Source organism: Allobosea sp., assembly GCF_035999205.1.
Lineage (GTDB): Bacteria > Pseudomonadota > Alphaproteobacteria > Rhizobiales > Beijerinckiaceae > Allobosea.
On record NZ_DASYHA010000025.1, the window covers coordinates 699721 to 719653 of the forward strand.

Annotated in this window: 18 protein-coding genes; 9 read left to right on the forward strand and 9 right to left on the reverse strand. The window is 67.1% G+C overall.

Annotation, left to right across the window (positions count from 1 at the left end):
• The first annotated feature begins 8 nt into the window (after nucleotides 1–8).
• The gene (locus VGN82_RS18710; protein ID WP_327528547.1) at nucleotides 9–779 is read left to right on the forward strand and encodes a L,D-transpeptidase; all 771 of its coding nucleotides are present in this window, start codon (nucleotides 9–11) and stop codon (nucleotides 777–779) included.
• Nucleotides 780–879: 100 nt separating this feature from the next.
• The gene (locus VGN82_RS18715; RefSeq protein ID WP_327528548.1) at nucleotides 880–1662 is read left to right on the forward strand and encodes a DUF2076 domain-containing protein; all 783 of its coding nucleotides are present in this window, start codon (nucleotides 880–882) and stop codon (nucleotides 1660–1662) included.
• 95 nt (nucleotides 1663–1757) lie between these two features.
• Here VGN82_RS18715 and VGN82_RS18720 read toward each other — a convergent pair whose 3' ends face one another.
• Nucleotides 1758–2573, reverse strand: a complete 816-nt coding sequence (locus tag VGN82_RS18720) for a L,D-transpeptidase (protein ID WP_414644326.1) — start codon at nucleotides 2571–2573, stop codon at nucleotides 1758–1760.
• A 198-nt stretch (nucleotides 2574–2771) separates the two neighbouring features.
• Entirely contained in the window at nucleotides 2772–4199 is a 1428-nt protein-coding gene (locus tag VGN82_RS18725; protein WP_327528549.1) for a lipopolysaccharide biosynthesis protein, read from the reverse strand.
• Nucleotides 4200–4497: 298 nt separating this feature from the next.
• Between VGN82_RS18725 and VGN82_RS18730 the strand changes: the two genes are divergently transcribed.
• Complete coding sequence (locus VGN82_RS18730) at nucleotides 4498–4998, forward strand: GNAT family N-acetyltransferase (RefSeq protein WP_327528550.1); 501 nt, start codon at nucleotides 4498–4500, stop codon at nucleotides 4996–4998.
• Complete coding sequence (locus tag VGN82_RS18735; RefSeq protein ID WP_327528551.1) at nucleotides 4995–5837, forward strand: DMT family transporter; 843 nt, start codon at nucleotides 4995–4997, stop codon at nucleotides 5835–5837. Before VGN82_RS18730 ends, VGN82_RS18735 begins: the two co-directional genes overlap by 4 nt.
• Here VGN82_RS18735 and VGN82_RS18740 read toward each other — a convergent pair.
• Nucleotides 5834–6313, reverse strand: a complete 480-nt coding sequence (locus VGN82_RS18740; protein ID WP_327528552.1) for a PaaI family thioesterase — start codon at nucleotides 6311–6313, stop codon at nucleotides 5834–5836. The two genes, VGN82_RS18735 and VGN82_RS18740, sit on opposite strands and share 4 nt — an antisense overlap.
• A gap of 70 nt (nucleotides 6314–6383) precedes the next feature.
• On the reverse strand, nucleotides 6384–6884 hold the full coding sequence (locus VGN82_RS18745) for a MarR family winged helix-turn-helix transcriptional regulator (RefSeq protein WP_327528553.1): 501 nt from the start codon (nucleotides 6882–6884) through the stop codon (nucleotides 6384–6386).
• A 213-nt stretch (nucleotides 6885–7097) separates the two neighbouring features.
• On the opposite strand from VGN82_RS18745, the gene groES reads away from it, so the two are divergent.
• The 4 genes from groES to VGN82_RS18765 all read left to right on the forward strand — a co-directional run bounded on the left by groES (nucleotide 7098) and on the right by VGN82_RS18765 (nucleotide 12938).
• Complete coding sequence (groES, locus tag VGN82_RS18750) at nucleotides 7098–7385, forward strand: co-chaperone GroES (RefSeq protein ID WP_054143942.1); 288 nt, start codon at nucleotides 7098–7100, stop codon at nucleotides 7383–7385.
• Nucleotides 7386–7430: 45 nt separating this feature from the next.
• Entirely contained in the window at nucleotides 7431–9068 is a 1638-nt protein-coding gene (gene groL / locus VGN82_RS18755) for a chaperonin GroEL (protein ID WP_327528554.1), read from the forward strand.
• A gap of 232 nt (nucleotides 9069–9300) precedes the next feature.
• The gene (locus VGN82_RS18760) at nucleotides 9301–10629 is read left to right on the forward strand and encodes a TAXI family TRAP transporter solute-binding subunit (RefSeq protein WP_327528555.1); all 1329 of its coding nucleotides are present in this window, start codon (nucleotides 9301–9303) and stop codon (nucleotides 10627–10629) included.
• Nucleotides 10630–10841: 212 nt separating this feature from the next.
• Nucleotides 10842–12938 carry an ABC transporter ATP-binding protein/permease gene (locus VGN82_RS18765; protein ID WP_327528556.1) on the forward strand — a complete coding sequence of 699 codons (2097 nt, stop codon included), beginning with the start codon at nucleotides 10842–10844 and terminating at the stop codon, nucleotides 12936–12938.
• Between the two features lie 130 nt (nucleotides 12939–13068).
• On the opposite strand, the gene VGN82_RS18770 is transcribed toward VGN82_RS18765, so the two are convergent.
• From VGN82_RS18770 to hisS, 4 genes are all read right to left on the reverse strand, one after another.
• Complete coding sequence (locus VGN82_RS18770; protein WP_327528557.1) at nucleotides 13069–13551, reverse strand: META domain-containing protein; 483 nt, start codon at nucleotides 13549–13551, stop codon at nucleotides 13069–13071.
• A gap of 320 nt (nucleotides 13552–13871) precedes the next feature.
• On the reverse strand, nucleotides 13872–14843 hold the full coding sequence (hisG, locus tag VGN82_RS18775) for an ATP phosphoribosyltransferase (protein ID WP_327528558.1): 972 nt from the start codon (nucleotides 14841–14843) through the stop codon (nucleotides 13872–13874).
• Complete coding sequence (locus tag VGN82_RS18780; protein ID WP_327528559.1) at nucleotides 14840–15952, reverse strand: ATP phosphoribosyltransferase regulatory subunit; 1113 nt, start codon at nucleotides 15950–15952, stop codon at nucleotides 14840–14842. The genes hisG and VGN82_RS18780 overlap by 4 nt, the downstream gene beginning before the upstream one ends.
• 110 nt (nucleotides 15953–16062) lie before the next feature.
• On the reverse strand, nucleotides 16063–17625 hold the full coding sequence (hisS, locus tag VGN82_RS18785; RefSeq protein ID WP_327528560.1) for a histidine--tRNA ligase: 1563 nt from the start codon (nucleotides 17623–17625) through the stop codon (nucleotides 16063–16065).
• Between the two features lie 164 nt (nucleotides 17626–17789).
• Between hisS and VGN82_RS18790 the strand changes: the two genes are divergently transcribed.
• Complete coding sequence (locus tag VGN82_RS18790) at nucleotides 17790–18491, forward strand: DUF3053 family protein (protein WP_327528561.1); 702 nt, start codon at nucleotides 17790–17792, stop codon at nucleotides 18489–18491.
• Between the two features lie 61 nt (nucleotides 18492–18552).
• On the opposite strand, the gene glcF is transcribed toward VGN82_RS18790, so the two are convergent.
• On the reverse strand, nucleotides 18553–19926 hold the full coding sequence (gene glcF / locus VGN82_RS18795) for a glycolate oxidase subunit GlcF (RefSeq protein ID WP_327528562.1): 1374 nt from the start codon (nucleotides 19924–19926) through the stop codon (nucleotides 18553–18555).
• Nucleotides 19927–19933 lie beyond the last annotated feature (7 nt).

Genomic DNA, 19933 nt, shown 5'->3' on the forward strand with positions numbered 1-19933 from the left:
CCAAACCCATGTCCGCCGCCGTGCCTGCCGCCGCCCCAGCCGCCTCCGTCTTCGATCGTCCCCTTAAACGACTGGCGGCCCTGCTGATGCCCCTGCTGCTGGCGGCTTGCGTCAGCGCCCAGCAGCAGCCCTATGAAGTGGCGCACAGGGCAGGCCCGCAGATCAGCCCCGAATATCTGGCGATGTATGGCGAGCGTCCCGACGAGCAGTTCCCGCTGCCGGAAACCGATCTCAGCGAGGTCGATCCGCGCTACCTGCGCAGGGAAGTCGCCTACCCGACCCGCGAGCAGCCCGGCACCATCGTCGTCGACACGGACAACCGCTATCTCTACCTCGTGCGAGAAAATGGCCGGGCGATCCGCTACGGCATCGGCGTCGGCAAGCAGGGCATGTCCTGGCGCGGTCGCGCCACGGTCGGCCGCAAGGCTGCCTGGCCGCGTTGGACGCCGACGCCGGCGATGATCGCGCGCGACCCCGAGAAGAACGGCCCCTGGGCCGGTGGCATGGCGGCCGGCATCGACAACCCGCTCGGCGCGCGCGCTCTCTATCTCTACCAGGGCGACCGCGACACGCTTTACCGGATCCACGGCACGAACGAGCCTTGGTCGATCGGCAAATCCGTCTCGAGTGGCTGCATCCGCATGTTCAACCAGGACATCATCGACCTGCACAGTCGCGTGCCCACCGGCACCAACGTCGTCGTGCTGAACCGGGGCCAGCTGCTTACGCCGGAGCCCGGCGAGAGCTTCGACGAGTTCACCTCGGAGAGCAGCATCTGACGTGGGGGCGCCCTGTCGCGGCGCCTTGATACCGTCACATGCACGCACCACCTCTTGGTCGGCGGCGCATCCGCGCCGTCCGACATGAGAGGAGATGACGATGACGCCGCAAGAACGCGACGTGATCGCCGGGATTTTCGACCGCCTGAAGCAGGCGGCCAACCAGCCCCGCGACCCCGAGGCTGAAAACTACATCGCCCAGCGCCTGCGCGAGCAGCCCTACGCGCCTTACGCTATGGCGCAGGCCGTCTATGTCCAGGAAACCGCCCTGACCAATCTGCAGGCGCAGGTCGAGGATCTCCAGGCGCAGCTGCGCGAGTTGCAGAGCCGGCCGACCGAGGCCCCCGCCCAGGCAGGCGGCTTCCTGTCGGGCATCTTCGGTGGCGGCGCCCAGCCCACCCCGCGTGCCGGCTCGGTGCCCTCCTTCCCGCCGCGCTCTCAGGACGCGCCCTCTGCGGCCTGGACGCGGCAGCAGCCCGGCGCGATGGCGGCGGCACCGGCCCAGCAGCCCGGCCCTGCTACGCAGCAGCCCGGCCCTTGGTCGAACCAGCCGGCGCAGCAGCCTCCCGGACGTGGCGGCGGCTTCATGGCGAGCGCGCTGACCACGGCGGCGGGCGTCGCCGGCGGCATGATGCTTGGCAGCGTGCTGACCAACGCATTCGGTGGTGGTGCGGCCAAGGCGGCCGAGGCCAAGCCCGCAGCGGACACCAACGCCGGCGCGCCTGCCCAGGACAACGGCGCCGGCGCACAGCCGGCAGCTTATGACGACGGCTCCTCGAACGAGGCGAACTACCAGCAGGCCGCTCATGAAGAGCCCGTCGACGAGGGCTATGACGACGGCTCAAGCATGTTCGACGGCGGCGACGACGACAGCTGGACCTGACGGCCGACCGTCGAGTACCTTCGGTCCGAAATGACGAACCCGCCCGGCGCGAGCCGGGCGGGTTTCTTGTATTCACAGACGATCCACGGGGCTCGTCAGATCACCAGCACCTTCGCGCCGACGCGCACGCGGCCATAGAGGTCGATGACGTCGTCGTTGGTCATGCGGATGCAGCCCGACGACACGGCCTGACCGATCGTGTGCGGCTCGTTGGTGCCGTGGATGCGATAGAGCGACGAGCCCAGATACATCGCCCGCGCGCCCATCGGATTTTCGGGGCCGCCCGGCATGAAGCGCGGCAGATCGGGTCGGCGCTTCAGCATTTCGGGTGGCGGCGTCCAGTTCGGCCACTCGGCCTTGCGGCTCACCGTCTTCATGCCGGCCCAGGAGAAGCCCGGACGGCCGACACCGATGCCGTAGCGCAGAGCCCTCCCGTTGGGCTGGACCAGGAAGAGGAAACGCTGCGGCGTGTCGATGATGATCGTGCCGGGCTTGTGCGGCCCGTCATAGGCCACGTCCTGCTTGCGGAAGCGGGGATCGATGACCCGCTCGATCGGACGCTCCATCTCGATCGGCTGGCCCAGGGCCGCGACGCGACGGCCCGGCTCTCGCTGTCCGGCCGCCTGTTCAAACGGGTCCGCCTCGTAGCCGGCCGGCTGCCTGACATTGCGGCCATAGGCGTAATTGCCGCCCGGCCGGTTGTAGACGGCCCCGCCCCGCCCCTGCGGCGTCGGATCGCGGCCGGTCATGAGCATCTCGATGAAGCCGCCTCCGTAGTTGCCGCGCGCCGTGGAGGCCGTGACCATCGGGTCGGCCTGCGCGGGGTAGTGATAGTTCTGGGCGAGCGCCGATCCAGGCGCGGCGGCCGTTCCCGACAGCACGAGCAGCGGAACGAAGAGGACAGGACGCATGACGCAACTCTCTCGACATCGACTTCGAAAAGCCTGCGGGAGCGTCTTAAAAGGAATGGTGAATCGTTGACTCTGGCCGGCCCCTACAGCGATCAAACCAGCGAAATCAACGAATTAACCTTATCGTCCCCCAAAGGGACAGGGTGAAGGAAACGTTGCAGAAGCGACCGCCTTCCCACCCCGCGGAGGCTCGCCCGGTCAGGGCCGCCGGGAGCGGCGCGCCGCCCACCAGAGCAACAGCATGGTGCGCCAGCGCGCGACGTCACAGGCCAGGATGACGGCGCCATAGACCAGCCCCCCGAGCGCGACCTGCAAGGCGAGTTCCGGCACGGCCGCGAAGCGCCCCTGCAGAGGCCAGATCGTGGCCGCCATGGCGGCCACGGCAAGCAGGACGGCGGCACAATCGCGCCATGGCGGGAGCACCGGCAGCAGACGCAATGCCGCCACCGCCGTGATGACGAGCACGACGAGGAAGGCTGCCGTCTGGGCCGTGGCATAGACGATCGGTGAAGACGCCGCGAAGGCCGCGACGACGGCGATGTTGGCGCAGAGCCCGAAGACCGCCGCAAGCGTCGCGACCAGAGTGCGCTTCTCCAGCAGGAAGGCAGGATAAAGGCCGGCCTGAAAGATCGTGAGCGCGACGAAACCCGGCAGTAGCGGCGCCATATAGGTCGAGAAGCTGCCCTGGAAACTCGGCGGCACGAGGAGGCGATCGAAAGCCGGGAGAACCATCGCGAAGCCGGCAGCAGCGGGCAACGCCACCGCCAGCACGGTGACGAGGTTGGCCGCGATCCGCTTCTGCGCAGCCCTCCGGCCGCGCGTCTCGTCCAGACGGATCACCTGCCGCAGCATGACGATCTCGAGGGTGGAGCTGAGGGCGCCGAACAGGCGCAGGCCCATATCGGAGGCCAGCGAGAAGTAGCCGGCCTCGGCGAAACCATGCGCGCCAGCCAGCAGCGAGCGGTTCAGCAGCGGGATCAGGGAATAGATCGCATTGCCTGCGACGAGCGGGAGGGCGTATTTGGCAAAGCTCCAGGCGACGTCGCGGCGCGCCGCGGAGAACGAAAGCGGAGCATCGGCAAGCGCCCGGCGCACCGAAATCAGCGCGGCGGCGGCGCTGAGCAGCCCGCCGAGCAACACGACGGTCGGGTCGCGCGTCAACCAGGCGCCGCCGACCATCAGGATCAGCGCCAGGAGGTTCTTGACAATCACCAGCCTGGCATAGGTGGCGTCGAGGAAACGCGCCCGGGCGATCGCGCCGTGATAGTCGAAGAGCCCCGCGCCGATGCCGGCCAGGACCGATGCCGCCAGCATCATCGCGGGCATGCGGAAATCGATGCCGGCCACGACCGCGGCAATCAGGAGTGCGCACAGGGTCATGCTGACGCCAGCGATCAGGGCGTCCAGCGTGGCGCGGATCTCGGGCTCGCTCTCACGCGTCCTCAGCGAGTAGAAGCGCACCGCCGAGAGCCTGATCCAGTCGAGCAGCGCCGTATTGACGAGGACGATGATGGCGGCGCCGATGGCGTAGCGGCCGAACTCGGCCGGGCCGAGAAAGAAGGCGACCAGCAGGCCGAGGACGAAGTTCAGCCCGGCATTGATGATGAAGGGCAGGAGAACCGTCATCTCGTCTCTGTCATGGCGTCCAGGTCACTCATGTCATTCGGCTCTTGGCGGCGATGGACGGCTGGCCTTTGCAATGAAAAGGCTTGGCGACTCAGGCATGCTGCGGGGGCCTGCCGACACCATGGCCTAGACGGCCCTCCGGGGTTTTCCAAGGGGAAGCGCCGACTGCGTGGCCTCCACCGCACTCAGCTGGGGCGGAACCGGGCTGATGCTGCATCTGCTCTGCTGCGCTGGAGGCATGGGGAGGATCGTCGCGAGCCTCTATCGCGCAGTCGGGATTGGCCCTAAGCGATCCGCCATGACCAGCCCACAGCTTCCGCTTCGTCCCGCCCGCGACGACGATTCCGAGCCGCTCGCCACCCTGATCGCGGCAAGTTTCGCCGAATATCCGAACTGCCATTTTGTCTGGGACGAGTTTCCGGAGCTTCGCAACCCCGCGAGCGCGTTCACGGCAAAGGCGGGACGGCTCTGGGTCGCGGATGCGCCGGGAGGCGGCATCGCCGGCTCGCTCGGCGTCGCGCCTGTACCCGGGCAGAACGCGGTCGAGATCACCAAGGTCTATGCCGACCCGGCCTTCCGCGGGACCGGGCTGGCACAGGCGCTCTTCGCGGAGGCCGTCGCCTTCGCCCGGGCGGGCGGTTTCGCCGAGATGATGCTCTGGTCGGATACGCGCTTCGCGCGCGGCCACCGCTTCTACGAGAAGCTCGGCTTCCAGCGCTGGCCGGGCGAGCGCTACCTCGCCGACGTCTCCGCAACATGGGAATATCACTTCCGCCTGAATCTGACGTCCCGGGCATGACCCCCGGCCCGGCTTTTCGCGCCGCTCTGGGCATAGCGCTCCTCACCGCCATGGATGCGGTGGTGAAGGCGCAGATGCAGGCGCACCCCTTCATCGTGGCGCTGTTCATGCGCTTCGCCATGGGCGGACTCTGCGCACTCGTCGTCCTCGCTGTCGTGCGGCCGGCGAGGCCGACGCGCGCCAGTCTGATCGGCAACGCGATCCGGGTTCCGGTGGTGGTGCTCACCGCCGGCAGCTTCTTCTATTCGCTCTCGGTTCTGCCCCTGGCGGAGGCGCTGACGCTCTCCTTCCTCGCGCCGGTCTTCGTCGCGCTGCTTGGCGGCGTCCTGCTCAAGGAGCGGCTGGACGGACGCATCTTCCAGGCGCTCGCCTTCGGTGTCGCCGGCATGCTGGTGATGGTCTGGCCGCGGCTGCAGGGACATGTCAGCGGTGCGGGCCTCGGTGTCGCGGCCGCACTGTTCTCGGCCGTCGCCTATGCCTTTAATCTGATCCTGCTGCGGCGGATCGCGATGAAGGAACATCCGGCCGTGATCGTGGTCTTCCAGAATTGCGGACCGGCGCTGCTGCTCGCCATCCCCGCCGCACTGAGCTTCGTGCCGATGACGGGCGGCGACCTCATGGTCTATCTCTCGGCCGGCGCGCTCGGCGTCGCCGGCCACCTGACGCTGACCTCCGCCTTCGCCCGTGCCGAAGCGTCGCGGCTCGCTCCGCTCGAATACACCGCGCTGATCTGGGCGAGCCTGCTCGGCTACTTCGTCTTCGGCGAGGTTCCGCTGATCACCACCTATGCCGGCGCGCTGCTGATCGTGGCCGGCGCGGTCGCGATCACCCGGCGCTAGCCCGCCGCCTTCACCGGGAAGATCATGCAGGTCTCGGTGCCGTGCGCGAGCAGCTTGCCGCGCTCGTCGAGGAGCCGGCCCTCGCTCGTCGCGACCGTGCCGCCGCGATGGATCAACTTGCCTTCGCAGCGCACCGTGCCGCTGCCCGGCATGACGGGACGGACATAGTTCACCTTCATCTCCAGCGTGGTGTAGCCCTCGCCCGGCTTGAGCGTCGCATGGGTGGCACAGGCCATGGCTGAATCGAGGATCGTCGCGGTCCAGCCGCCATGGATCGTCCCGAGCGGGTTGAAGAAGCGCGCTGACGGACGGCCGACGAAGACCACCCTGCCCTCCTCGACCTCGACGAGATCGAAGTCCATCGCATCGGCGAAGGGCGGTCCGGGATGCTGGCCCTCGATCATGCCGCGCAGGAAATCGAGGCCGCTGCCGGCCAGCAGCGTCTCCCGCGATACCACTCCGACCTCGCGCGCCATCGTTCATCCATCCCGCCGTTGTCGTGTACATACACGGTACTTGCCGGAGCGAGGCCTGGTCAAGCCGAGGTCACGGCGTTCCGCGGGCAACCCGACGGAGCGCCTTCAGCCGGTCGCGGGTCTCGTGCCAGTTGTCCTTGCCGAGCCCGCCCTCGATGCGCTCCTGCGCCTCCCGCCAATGCGGGATCGCGGCCTCGATCGCGGCACGCCCCTTCTCGGTCACGGCATAGATCGCAGCCCGCCCCTTGCAGGCGACCGGCTCGATCAGCCCGGCGGTTACGAGCAGTTGCAGGTTGCGCGTCAGGGATGTCCGCTCGAGCGCGAAACGGTCGGCCAGTTCGGTCACGGAACGCCAGGCGCCGGTCGAGAGCGCCGACAGCAGCACGAACTGCGTGATCTTGAGCCCGGTCGGGCGCATCGCCTCGTCATAGGCGCGTGTCACTGCGCGCGCCGTCATCCGCACATGCAAGGCGACGCAGGCTCGGGCGATGTCGTCCAACTGCGGGACCGGCCCGGATGGGTCGGAGCCGGCCAGATCGGGCCTGGCGGGAGCGCGCGCATCTGTCGTCATTCCGCCATGCTAGCGTGTTCGAAGGGCAATGCCAGCCAGCACCGCCACGGCCGGCGGATTCACCTTTCGTGGGGATCGTTTCTTGACTCGCGGCGGGCACGCGCCTATCTCCCCGCCATCCGTTGGCACTCGCCTCACGAGACTGCTAACAGATGCCCATCGCGGGCTCTTCAGAGGCCTGCATCGAATTTGTACCGAGAGGAAGACAGAACCATGAAGTTCCGTCCGTTGCATGACCGCGTTGTGGTCCGCCGCCTTGATGGCGAAGAGAAGACCAAGGGTGGCATCATCATCCCCGACACCGCCAAGGAAAAGCCCCAGGAGGGCGAGGTCGTGTCCGTGGGTCCCGGCGCCCGTGACGATGCCGGCAAGCTCGTCGCGCTGGACGTCAAGAAGGGCGATCGCGTCCTCTTCGGCAAGTGGTCCGGCACCGAGGTCAAGATCGACGGCCAGGATCTCCTGATCATGAAGGAATCCGACATCATGGGCGTCATCGGCTGAAAGCCTGAGACCGCTCTTTCCGTCATTTCATAAGGAGTTGCTCTCATGGCAGCCAAAGACGTCAAGTTTTCCTCCGAAGCCCGCGACAAGATGCTGCGCGGCGTGGACATCCTCGCCAACGCCGTGAAGGTCACGCTCGGTCCGAAGGGCCGTAACGTCGTGATCGAGAAGTCCTTCGGCGCCCCGCGCATCACCAAGGACGGCGTCACCGTCGCCAAGGAGATCGAGCTCGCCGACAAGTTCGAGAACATGGGCGCCCAGATGGTGCGCGAAGTGGCCTCGAAGCAGAACGACGCCGCCGGCGACGGCACCACGACCGCCACGGTCCTGGCCCAGGCGATCGTCCGCGAGGGCTCGAAGTCGGTTGCGGCCGGCATGAACCCGATGGACCTGAAGCGCGGCATCGACCTGGCCGTCGAGGCCATCGTCGCCGACCTCAAGAAGAACTCCAAGAAGGTCACCTCGAACGCGGAAGTCGCGCAGGTCGGCACGATCTCGGCCAACGGCGACAAGTCGGTCGGCGAGATGATCTCGACCGCCATGCAGAAGGTCGGCAACGAGGGTGTCATCACCGTCGAGGAAGCCAAGACCGCCGAGACCGAGCTCGACGTCGTCGAGGGCATGCAGTTCGACCGCGGCTACCTCTCGCCGTACTTCATCACCAACTCCGAGAAGATGGTGGCGGAGCTCGAGGACCCCTACGTCCTGATCTTCGAGAAGAAGCTGTCGTCGCTGCAGTCGATGCTGCCGATCCTCGAGGCCGTCGTGCAGACCGGCAAGCCGCTGCTCATCATCGCCGAGGACGTGGAAGGTGAGGCTCTCGCCACCCTCGTCGTCAACAAGCTCCGTGGCGGCCTGAAGGTCGCGGCCGTCAAGGCTCCGGGCTTCGGCGATCGCCGCAAGGCCATGCTCGAGGACATCTCGATCCTGACCGCCGGCCAGATGATCTCGGAAGACCTCGGCATCAAGCTCGAGACCGTGACCCTCCAGATGCTCGGCCGCGCCAAGAAGGTGCGCATCGAGAAGGAGAACACCACGATCATCGACGGCGCCGGCAAGAAGAAGGACATCGAGGCCCGCGTCTCGCAGATCAAGGCGCAGATCGAGGAGACCACCTCGGACTACGATCGTGAGAAGCTCCAGGAGCGTCTGGCCAAGCTCGCCGGCGGCGTCGCGGTCATCCGCGTCGGCGGCGCGACCGAGGTCGAGGTCAAGGAGAAGAAGGACCGCGTTGACGATGCCCTGAACGCCACCCGCGCTGCGGTGGAAGAAGGCATCCTGCCGGGCGGCGGCGTCGCCCTGCTGCGCGCCCTCTCCTCGGTCAAGTCGATCAAGACCCAGAACGACGATCAGAAGACCGGCGTCGAGATCGTCCGCAAGGCGATCACCGCTCCGGCCCGCCAGATCGTCGACAACGCCGGCGATGACGGCGCGGTCGTGATCGGCAAGCTGCTCGAGTCGAAGGACTACGCCTACGGCTACAACGCCCAGACCGGCGAGTTCGGCGACATGGTGAAGTCCGGCATCATCGACCCGACCAAGGTCGTGCGCACGGCGATCCAGGACGCGGCTTCGATCGCCGGCCTGCTCATCACCACCGAGGCGATGATCGCGGAGCTGCCGAAGAAGGACGCCCCGATGCCCCCGATGGGCGGCGGCGGCATGGGCGGCATGGACTTCTGATCCATCGCGCTCAGCGAAACCAAGGAAGGCCCGGCGCAAGCCGGGCCTTTTTTGTTGCCGCGGCCCGAAACCATCCTGTCGATGGCTGCATGTCACCGCTTGCCAGCGCACGGCTTCTCGCTTCTGTTGTCTCCGGCCGTGCCTACGGTGCCGACACTCCGCTTCGGAAGGGTCGTCCTCCCACTGAAGCGCCCGGTGAGCCACGCTCGCGCCGGGCCAAACGGAGACTGTCATGGTTCGGCGCTCTGCGGTCGTGGTCGCGGCCTATGCCCTCGTCGCGCTGCTCGCGGTCGCCGCGGCAATAGCCAGCGGCTGGTACGCGCTCAAGGACGAGCAGCCCGTCACGCTGGCGGTGGCCGTCGGCGGCAAGGGCGGCAATGTCGACCAGTTGATGAACGAGCTGCGCGAGGTCGTCGCCACTCAATCCAAGACGATCCGGCTCACGATCGTTCACACTGACGGTTCGGCGACGAATGCGCGGATGGCGGCCGAGGGCAAGGTCGCGCTGGCATCGGTCCAGGCGGACATCATGACCGCTCCGAGCGTCAAGACTGTCGCCGTCGTCGGCCAGGAACACTTCCAATTGATCGCCCGGCGTTCGTCCGAGATCCGGAGCCTGCGCGACCTGGCCGGCAAGCGGCTGGCCCTGCCGCCGGAGGGAACCTCCGGAAACCAGAACTTCTTTGCACTCGCTCAGCACCACGACCTGCCCCTCGCCCAGATCAGGATCACGGCCGCTCCGGTCAACGACAACTTCGCGGCGCTGGAGCGCGGCGAGGTCGATGCCATCGCCTTCGTGCGTGCGCTCCGCGATCCAGCGACGATCGAGTCGATGCGCCGCCTGCAGCAGAAGGGCGACGGGCTCTTCTTCGTGCCGGTCGAGCAGGCCTCGGCGATCCGGCTGGTGAAGCCCTATGTCAGCGAAAGCACCATCAGCCAGGGCACCTATCAGGGCTTTCCGCCCGTGCCCGAGCGCGACACGCCGACGCTGGCGATCGGCATCAACCTCGTCGCCGGAGCAGCTGCGCCCGACGCCGCGGTCGAGGAGCTGACGCGCATCCTTTTCGAGGAACAGTTGCGCCTGGCTTTCCGAACGCCGCTGGCGGCCGGCATTGCGCGGCCTTCCCAGAGCGGCCCGTCGCTTGCCGTCCATCCCGGGGCGAAGGCCTTCTACGACGGTGCAAAGCCGTTCCTGCTGATGCGCTATCGCGACGAGATCACCTTCCTGATCTCGATACTGACGATCGCCTATTCAGGGCTGATGGTGCTGCGTCTGCAAATCCGAAACCGCCGGAAGGTCCGCGTCAGCGCCTACAACGACAAGCTGATCGAGATTGCCTCGCGAGCACAGGAAGCCAGCGACGTCGCCACGCTGCAACGCTGCCGCGCCGACCTCAACCTGCTGATCCAGCGCGTCATGAAGGATTTTTCGGAGGAGCGCATATCGGATCAGGGCTTCCACGTGTTCTCGCTGAGCTGGGAGGCCGTACGCGCCTCGATCGCCGAAGCCATCGGCGAGGTCCGCGCCGCCTCATCGAATGGACCGCGCGCCGCCGCGTGAGCCAGCGGCGGCAATGCCCGGCCACCGGCGTTGACCGTTCCGTCCGGGCCGTGAGAAGCGCCGTGCGGAGCAGCCGGCGAGCATCGCTTCCTGCCGTCCGAATGATGACAATTTGCTCATCTTGACGCGTTGCCATTGAACGGCCGCATCCACTGCGACATGGTCGCGCTCGCGGCTGTCGCCGCGATTCAATAGCTGATCAGGAATTGCCGATGCGCCCGTTGAGTTTTGCCGTCGCCGCGCTCGCGCTCATTGCGCTCATCGCTGGCCAGCAGAGCGGCGCCGCCGGTACGATCGGCATGGGCGTGGTCGGCGTGCTGCTCGCCGCGGCGCTGTTCCGCTCGACCGAGATCGACTTCTTCCTGAAGATCTTCTCCGGCATCTTCGGCGCGGAATATGTCGTGTTCGGCGCCGGCGCGCTGCTGGCGCAGGGAGGATACTGGCCGCAGGACTGGATGTCGGCAGCGCCGCCGACGAGCCTTGCGACGACGGTCGCCGTCTTCGGGATCCTGATCTACGCGATCTCCTTCGTGCCGGTGGTGCAGCGCATAGCGCGCATCTCCTCGCCCTATTTCCTCTCCGGCGATGCGACCGAGGCCAATCTCTGGCTGCTCGGCCGGTACCGTGTGAAGCTCGGGCATCTTGCGATCGCGCTGATCGTCTTCCTGGTGGTGTTGAACCAGGCTCAGGTCGGCATCTCGCTGCGGCTGAACTTCTTCTATCGCGACTTTTACAATGCCCTGCAGGAGAAGAACGCCGCGGCATTCTGGGAGCAGTTGCTCTGGGTCTTCTGCATCTGGGCCGCGATCTCGGCCATCTCGAGCCTGATCGAGATCGTCGCCCAGTCCGTGCTGCTGATCCGCTGGCGCGAATGGATGGCGGCCGAGTACAGCCGGCGCTGGCTGCAGAGCGGCACGCATTACCGGATCTCGCTGGCAGGCACCGCCGACAACCCCGACCAGCGCATCTCGGAAGACACCCGCGCCTTCCTGAACCAGACCTACTCCTTCTCGCTGACCATGCTGACGCAGGTCTCGACGCTGGTCTCGTTCTCGATCATCCTCTGGAACATCCCGGTCGCTATCACGGTGCCGGGCACGAACCTCGTCATTCCCGGCTTCATCTTCTGGGCGACGCTGATCTATGCCGCAGTGGCGACCTGGATCACCCATCTCATCGGCAAGCCGCTGATCGCGCTCGACTTCGAGCAGGAGAAGCGCGAGGCGAATTTCCGCTTTTCGCTGGCCCGACTGCGCGAGTATTCCGAGCAGATCGCCCTGATGCATGGCGAGCCGGCCGAGCGGCAACATCTCGCGCGCAGCTTCCACGCGATCGTCTCGAATTTCTACCAGCTGATGTGGCGCAAGCTGAAGCTGACGACCTTCACCCTGTCCTACAACCAGGCGAACGTCGTCATCCCCTTCGTGCTGCTGGCGCCCTATTACTTCGCCGGGGCTATCACCTTCGGCGTGCTGACGCAGGTTTCCTCGGCCTTCGGCCGCGTCGAGACGGCGATGTCGTTCTTCATCAACAGCTACCAGTCGATCGCCTCCTACCTCGCCTCGATCAACCGCCTCACCACCTTCGAGGCCGCCATCGCGCAGGCGCAGGCGGCCGAGGTGGGCGCCAAGACGCTTCATCGCGATCCGGCTGATGATCGCGACGTCCATGTCAGCGGCGCCACGCTGACGCTGCCCAATGGCGCTCCGATCGTGCGGGTGAACGATCTCGATCTCGGCCAGGTCCGCCGGACCCTGGTCGTCGGCCCCTCGGGCTCCGGCAAGTCGACGCTGTTCCGCGCCATCGCCGGCATCTGGCCGTTCGGCGAAGGTAAGGTCGGCATCCCCGCCAATGCCGAGATCATGCTGCTGCCGCAGCGGCCCTATCTGCCGCAGGGCACGCTGCGCGCGGCCCTCGCCTACCCGTCCGAGGCCGACGCCTATGGCGATGCCGAGATCCAGGACGCGATGGACAAGGTCAAGCTCGGCCATCTCCGCGACCGGCTCGACGAGGTCGATCTCTGGGGCCAGCGCCTGTCAGGCGGCGAGCAGCAACGGCTGGCGGTCGCGCGGGCCCTGCTGGCCCGGCCCGACTGGCTGTTCCTGGACGAGGCGACCGCCTCGCTCGACGAGAAGCTGGAAGGCGAACTCTATGCCGCCATCGACAAGGCCTTGCCGGAGACGCGCGTCGTCTCGATCGGCCATCGCGGCACGCTGCGCGAGATGCATGATGCGGTGGTGACGATGGAACCGAACCCGGACGGCACCTTCAGCCCGCGCATGCCGGTGAAGGTTCCGGCAGAGGCGTAGCGCATCGCGCGCTACGCCAGGCGTCATGCTCGCCCTTGTGGCGGCAATCCACGTTTTGAACAGAGCATCTGACCAGCGAGGACATCGATGGTCGGGACAAGCCCGACCACGACGGGAAGTCGCAGTCGTTTCAGATGCCGCGGTCGAACTGCAGTTCGCCGGCGGCGCCCTTGATCACGAGCTTGCCGTTGACGAGGTCCCAGCTGCGCGCTGCCCGCAGCGCCGTCAGGTAGCTGCGCTCGAACTCTGAGGCGCCCTTGTCGCAGGTGCGCTTGGTCAGGGCGAGAGGACCGACCGCGAAAGCCTGCTGGCGCAGCGGATAGGCGGACGCCGAGAAGGTGTTGCAGCCGCCGAAGCCGGTGCCGCGCAGGCTGGGATCGACCTGCAGGGTCGCGCGCCGGTCACCGATCGGCTTGCCGTTCAGCGAGACCGCGGTCCAGGAGGCGCCGAGCGGGAAGTTCTTGTCCTGCTGCTGGATCGGCGCTTGCTGCGGCGTGCCCATTTCCTCGCGCGACGGCATTTTCTGGCGGCTCTGCGCGAGCGCATCCGCCGGTAGCAGCAGCGGGGCTGCCACAACGGCGAGAGCAGCGGCGTAGCCAAGGCGTCGAATCATTGTCGTCTTACCCGATCCTCAAAGCTGGATGCACGGAAACCTAGCGCATGGGCCGGCTCCAGTGAAAGCGCGTAGCGGCGTATCGCTCCGTAATCAACCGCGAAGCTCATCCGCCCGCGCTGCAATCGCACACGCCAGATCACGAGGCACGGATTTTCCTGCCCGCGACTGCATCCGGATCGCGATTGGATTCGTAGGTAGGAAATGCGTCGAAAACACGAGGTCCAGGCGCTGGCCCTACCCCCCAGGGCCGCCCGCGACCGGCGAGGCCGCTTGCCCCCAGCGGCGGCCTCGCTTGGCCGACCCCGAGGTTTGCAGCCTCAGATGCGGGCCCGAAGCCGCTCGATCAAGGGATTGGCCTTGCGGAAGACATAGGCCGGCGCACTGACGGTGATGTCGTCCGCGCCCGCGCCCGCGAGGTGCTCGACCAGCGAAAACACCGCCTTCTCCGGGCAATGGATCGTCACGACAGCGCCTGCCGGCGTCGCGCCGAAGGGCAGCCGCGCCCCGAAAAGCCCGGCGAGGTCGCCGAGCGTACCGGAAGCCGCATCGAGCCGAGCCCGAATTTCGCGGACCGAACGCGCCTCCTCTTCCGCTGCGATCCGCGAGAGAATCGCATTGGCTGCCGCCTTCGCCCGTTCGCCCCAGGGCGCGCGCACGGACGCGACGAGGTTAGCCTCCGACGCCAGCATCACGCCGTCATCGAGAATCTTCAGGGCGTTCGCGGACAGGGTCGCGCCGGTCGTGGTGATGTCGACCACGATTTCGGCGCTGCCGGCCGCCGGCGCCCCCTCGGTCGCCCCCAGGCTCTCGACGATGCGATAGTCGGCAAGCCCGTGGCTGGCGAAGTAGCGGCGGGTCAGGTTGACGTATTTGGTGGCGACGCGGAGCTTGCGCCCCTGGCGGATGCGCATGGTGGACGCGACATCGTCGAGGTCGGCCATCGTCCGTACATCGATCCACGCCTGCGGCACAGCGACGACGACATTGGCGTGGCCGAAGCCGAGCGGGGTCAGCATCTCGACGGCGGCGTCGGCATCCGCGACCTGCTCACGCACCAGATCCTCGCCGGTGATGCCGAGATGGGCGGCACCCGATGCGAGCTGAGAGACGATCTCGGATGCCGAGAGAAAAGCGACCTCGGCGCCCTCGACGCCGGCGATCGTGCCGCGATAGTCGCGCTCGCCACGCGACTTGACGAATTTCAGGCCCGCGCGGCCAAAGAAGGCGGTGGCGTTCTCCTGCAGCCGACCCTTGGAAGGCACGGCCAGGACGAGAGGAGCGTCGGTCATGCTGCGTCTCCCGTCAGGCGCTCGAGCCAGATCGAGGCGCCGACGGCCGGAATCGGCGCCGGCGCGCCGAGGCGGGCGAGAACCTGATCGTAGCGGCCACCGCCGGCGACCGGCTTGCCGTCACCGCGCGCGGCGTCGTGCAGCTCGAAGATGAAGCCGGTATAGTAGTCGAGATTGCGGGCGAAGGCGGCCTGGAAGGCGATCGCTGCGACGTCGACACCGCGCACGGCGAGGAAGCCGGTGCGCTCGTCGAAGGCGTCGAGCTGGCGGCCGAGGTCGAGCGAGGCCTGGTCGGCGAGTGCGCGCAGCGCGGCAGACGCCGTGTCGGGGTCGCCCTTGATCGAAAGCACCTGGGCCAGCAGCGCCTTCACATCGCCATTGACCGGATTCTCGCGCTCAGCCGCGCGCGCCAGGAAACGCTCGGCGATATCGCCGGCGCTGCGGCCGCCGACCGTCGAGATGCCGGCGATCGAGAGCACGTCCTCGACGAAGGCCTTGGCGGCCTTGGGGTCCTGGCCCTCCAGCGCCTTGAGCAGGCCTGCATGAGCGGCCTCGCCATCGGCGACCGGCGGATCGAGCGCGTCGACCGCCTGCGGGCCCCTGCCCTGCACGACCGCGCGCATCAGGCGGCGGCGGGCGCCGGCCGGAACCGAGAGGCCGTCGAGGAGTGCCCCGAGCAGCGCGACGTCGCCCATCAGGATCTTCGGGCTGGTGAGCCCGAGCCCGGCCGTGGCCTCGACCGTCAGCGCCATGATCTCGGCGTCCGTCGCGGCGAAATCTTCGCGGCCAAAGGATTCGATGCCGGCCTGCGCGAATTCGCCCGGCTCGCCGGCGCGCATGCGGAAGACCGGACCGGCATAGCTATAGGCTGCCGGCTCGCTGGAACCGGAGGCGATGTGATCAAGCGCGACGGGGATGGTGTATTCCGGCCGCAGGCACCAGTCGCGGCCATCCGCATCCTGCGTCATGAAGATGCGGCGGCGGATGTCCTCGCCGGAAAGATCGAGAAAGACATCGGCCGGTTGCAGGATCGCGGGTTCGGCGCGGGCGTAGCCCTCGCGCGCGAACAGCGCGATCACGGTCTCGATGCTGGCTGCGATGGCGGGCACGGCTGCTTCATCCTGTTGCGGGCGCTGTCCTAGCAGCGGCGCCCGCAATTTTCGACTGATTTGAGGGAAATGGGTGAACGGTCTTCCTTCTCCCCCGTGGGGAAAGTGGCTCACCCGTGTCGCGCAAGCACCTTCTTCACGCCCTCGACCAAGCCGGTCACCGGCACGGCGAACTGCGCCTCGGCCTGCTTTGCCTTGTGCTCGGCGGAATCCTTCACGTCGCGCGAGGCTGCCGCGAGTTCGGCGCCGAGGATCAGATCCTTGATCACGACCGTGCCGGCGTCGCGCTCCGAAGAGCCCTGGATGATCGCGCAGACGGCTCCACGGCGGTCGGCATATTTCATCTGCGCGTTGAAGCCGGAAGCGCCGAGATAGAGATCGGCGCGGCAGAGCGCCTTGCCTGCGCCGTCCTTCGCCTGCCGGAGCGCCGAGACCATCGCCTGATAGCCCGGCATGAACTCCGGCGACTTGTTGTCCATTGCGGTGACGACGACGAGCGGCAACTCGTTCTTCGCATCGACGATGGATGACTTGACCGCCTTCAACGCCGAATAGAGGCGCGAGACGCCGATCGAGAAGCCGGTCGCCGGCACCGGCTCGGGCCGGAAGCGGCCGACGAGACCATCATAGCGCCCGCCGCCGGCGACCGAGCCGAAGCGCACGACCTGGCCGTCATCGTTGGTGACCGGGAAGGTCAGCTCCACCTCGTAGACCGGGCCGGTATAGTATTCGAGGCCGCGGACGACCGAGGGGTCGATGATGACCCGCCCGAGATAGCCGGCCGCGGTGATCAGTTCGCGGATCTGCTCCAGCTCGGCGATGCCGGCCTGACCATTCTCGGCGCCCTCGACGAGGCCGCGCAGATCTGTGAGCGCCGCGGCCGAGAACTTGGCAGAGCCTTCGCTGTCCGCGGCATTCGTCTTGCCCAGCTCGGCAAGCTTCTGGCCGAGTTCGAGATAGCGCAGGATGCGGTCGGACTGCGTATCGGACAGCCCCGCCCCCTTGGTGAAATCACCGCTCTCGTCCTTCCGGCCCTCGCCGAGGAGCTTGCGGATCTCTTCGAGCGGAAACTTGTCGGCCTTGTCGATCGCGCGCAGCACGGTGAGGCGCGCGGCAGGGTCGATGCCGGCCGCATCCATCACGCCGTCGAGCACCTTGCGGTTGTTGACCTTGACGACATAGTCGCCGCGCTTGACGCCGAGCGCCTCCATCGTGTCGGCGGCGAGCATGCAGATCTCGGCATCGGCCGCGACGGTCCCTGCTCCGACGATATCGGCATCGAACTGCATGAACTGCCTGAACCGTCCAGGCCCCGGCTTCTCGTTTCGGAAGACATAGCCGACGCGATAGCTGCGATAGGGCTTCGGCAGCGCGTCGAAATTCTCCGCGACATAGCGGGCGAGCGGCGCGGTCAGGTCGTAGCGTAGCGAGAGCCACTGCTCGTCATCGTCCTGGAAGGAGAAGACGCCTTCGTTCGGCCTGTCCTGATCGGGCAGGAACTTTCCGAGCGCATCGGTGTACTCGACGAAGGGCGTCTCGACCGGCTCGAAGCCATAGACCGAGAAGCTCTCGCGGATGACGGCGAGCATGCGCTCGGTGGCGGCGACATCGGCCGGGCCGCGATCGACGAAACCGCGCGGCTGGCGGGCCTTGAGCTTGTCGGGCTTCGACATGGGATCTTCGCTTCTCTGGTCGTGCGGGCGGCCGTTCGGCGCCTGAATTGTCTGGCCGTGGGTTAGCCCGCTGACGCCGAAGGGGCAAGTGACGCGAGCGTCGGGCGATAGGCTCGGCGAGAGGCTTGCGCTAGCATCCCCCTGGCAACGGAACGGAGTACGGGATGGCCGGACGGCTCGTGAAGATGATCGCCAGCCTGATGGCAGGCCTGCTGCTCGTGGCCTGCAGCCCGAGCGAGTCCGACCAGCGCAAGGCCTTCATCGCGTTCCTGCAGAGCGATGTGCTCCCGCGGCAGGGTGCGCGCGTACCGCAGCCGAATGCGGAGAAGCAGAAGAGCTTCGGCGACTACGCGGCCCATTATGCCGTGATCACGCGCTTTCATGAGCGCATGAACGCCTCCGTCGCCAACCCAATGCAGGAGACGATGGCCAAAGGCTTGCCGCGCACGATCGAGGAGGTCGTGAAACGCAAGTCCGATATTGCCGCGGTGCGCGCCGGCTTCGCCAAGATGAAGGAGGCCCTCGACCAATCCGCCGCCGCCGCCGATACCGAGCGGGCGGCATTGAAGCAGCCCGACGACCTCAAGACCGTCTATGCCGCGACCTGGGACAAGCTGGTGGCTCAGCCGGTCGCTACCTTCCGCGAGATCTTTCCGCCGACCGACGAGGCATTTGGGTCGGCTCTGGCGATGGCTGATCTGATCGATGCCAATCGGCCGGCGATCAAGCTCAGCGGCTCACAGATCGAGATCAGCAACGCGGCCCTTCGCACCAAGGTACAGGCTGCGATGACCGCCATGGCCTCCAAGCAGCGGGCGATGTTCGAGGCCCAGCAGAAGCTGCGGCGGATGGTATACGGGAGCTGACCTGCAAGGTCGCTGTGCGGAAGGCGGATGAGCGCCACAAGGGCGAGCATGCCCCGCATGGCTACTCCGCCGCCAGCGCCTGCACCCGCAACGGCCGGTCGGCGATCCCCGCCTTCGCCAGCTTCTCCGGCAGCGGGCCACCGGTCGCCCAGTCCAGAAGCTCGGCGGTGTGCACGATCGGCGTGGTCGCGCCCTTGTCGGCGAAGCCCTTGGCGATCTGGGTCATGCAACCGATATTCCCGGTTGCGACCAGCATCGGCTTCGTCTTCTCGATATTGCCGACCTTGCGCTCGCGCAGCTTCCCCGCGATCTCCGGCTGGAGGATGTTGTAGACGCCGGCCGAACCGCAGCAGATGTGCCCCTCCGGAACTTCCTTGACCCGGAAACCGGCGGTCGAGAGCAGGCGCTTCGGCCCGTCCTTGAGCTGCTGGCCGTGCTGCATCGAACAGGCGGAGTGATAGGCGATCGGCATTGCGACATCCCGGACGGGAGAGAGCTCGATCATCTCAAGGAACTCGGTGACGTCCTTCGCCAGGGCGGACACACGTTCGGCCTTAGCGGCATAGGCCGGCTCGTTGCGGAACATGAAGCCGTAATCCTTGATCGTGGTGCCGCAGCCCGAGGCCGTGATCAGGATCGCATCCAGCCCCTCGCCTTCGATCTCGGCCATCCAGGCGTCGATGTTGCTGCGGGCGAAGGCGAGCGCATCATGCTCGCGGCCCATATGATGGACGAGCGCGCCGCAGCAGCCCTCGCCTTTCGGCAGCACGACCTCGACGCCGTGGCGTGTCAGCAGGCGGATCGTGGCTTCGTTGATCGCAGGATCGAGCACCGGCTGGGCGCAGCCGGAGAGGATCGCGACGCGCTTTCCGCGCGGCGCCGCGACGGGCGGGAAATTCTGCGGACCCTCCATATGCGAGCGCGTCGGCAGGCGCGCCGGCGCCAGCGCCAGCATCGCCTTCAACCGCTGGCCGACCAGCGGGAGCGCGCCGAGAACCGGCCCAAAGGGCTTCGCCAGCATCGCGCCGAGCATGGCGAGGCGGAAGCGGCCGGGATAGGGCAGGATCGCGGCCAGAACCCGCCGGAGCAGCCGGTCGTGCCAGGACCGCTCATAGGTCTCCTCGATATGGGCTCGGGCATGGTCGACGAGGTGCATGTAGTGCACGCCTGAGGGGCAAGTGCTCATGCAGGACAGGCAGGAGAGACAGCGATCGACATGCTTGACCACCTCCTCGGTCGCCGGCTTGCCGTTCTCGAGCATGTCCTTGATTAGGTAGATGCGCCCGCGCGGCGAATCGAGCTCGTCTCCGAGCAGCAGATAGGTCGGGCAGGTCGCGGTGCAGAATCCGCAATGCACGCAGGTGCGCAGGATCTTCTCCGAGGCCGGCAGCCTGGGGTCGGAGGCAAGAAGGTCTGGGGTGAAGTTGGTCTGCATTGTTACG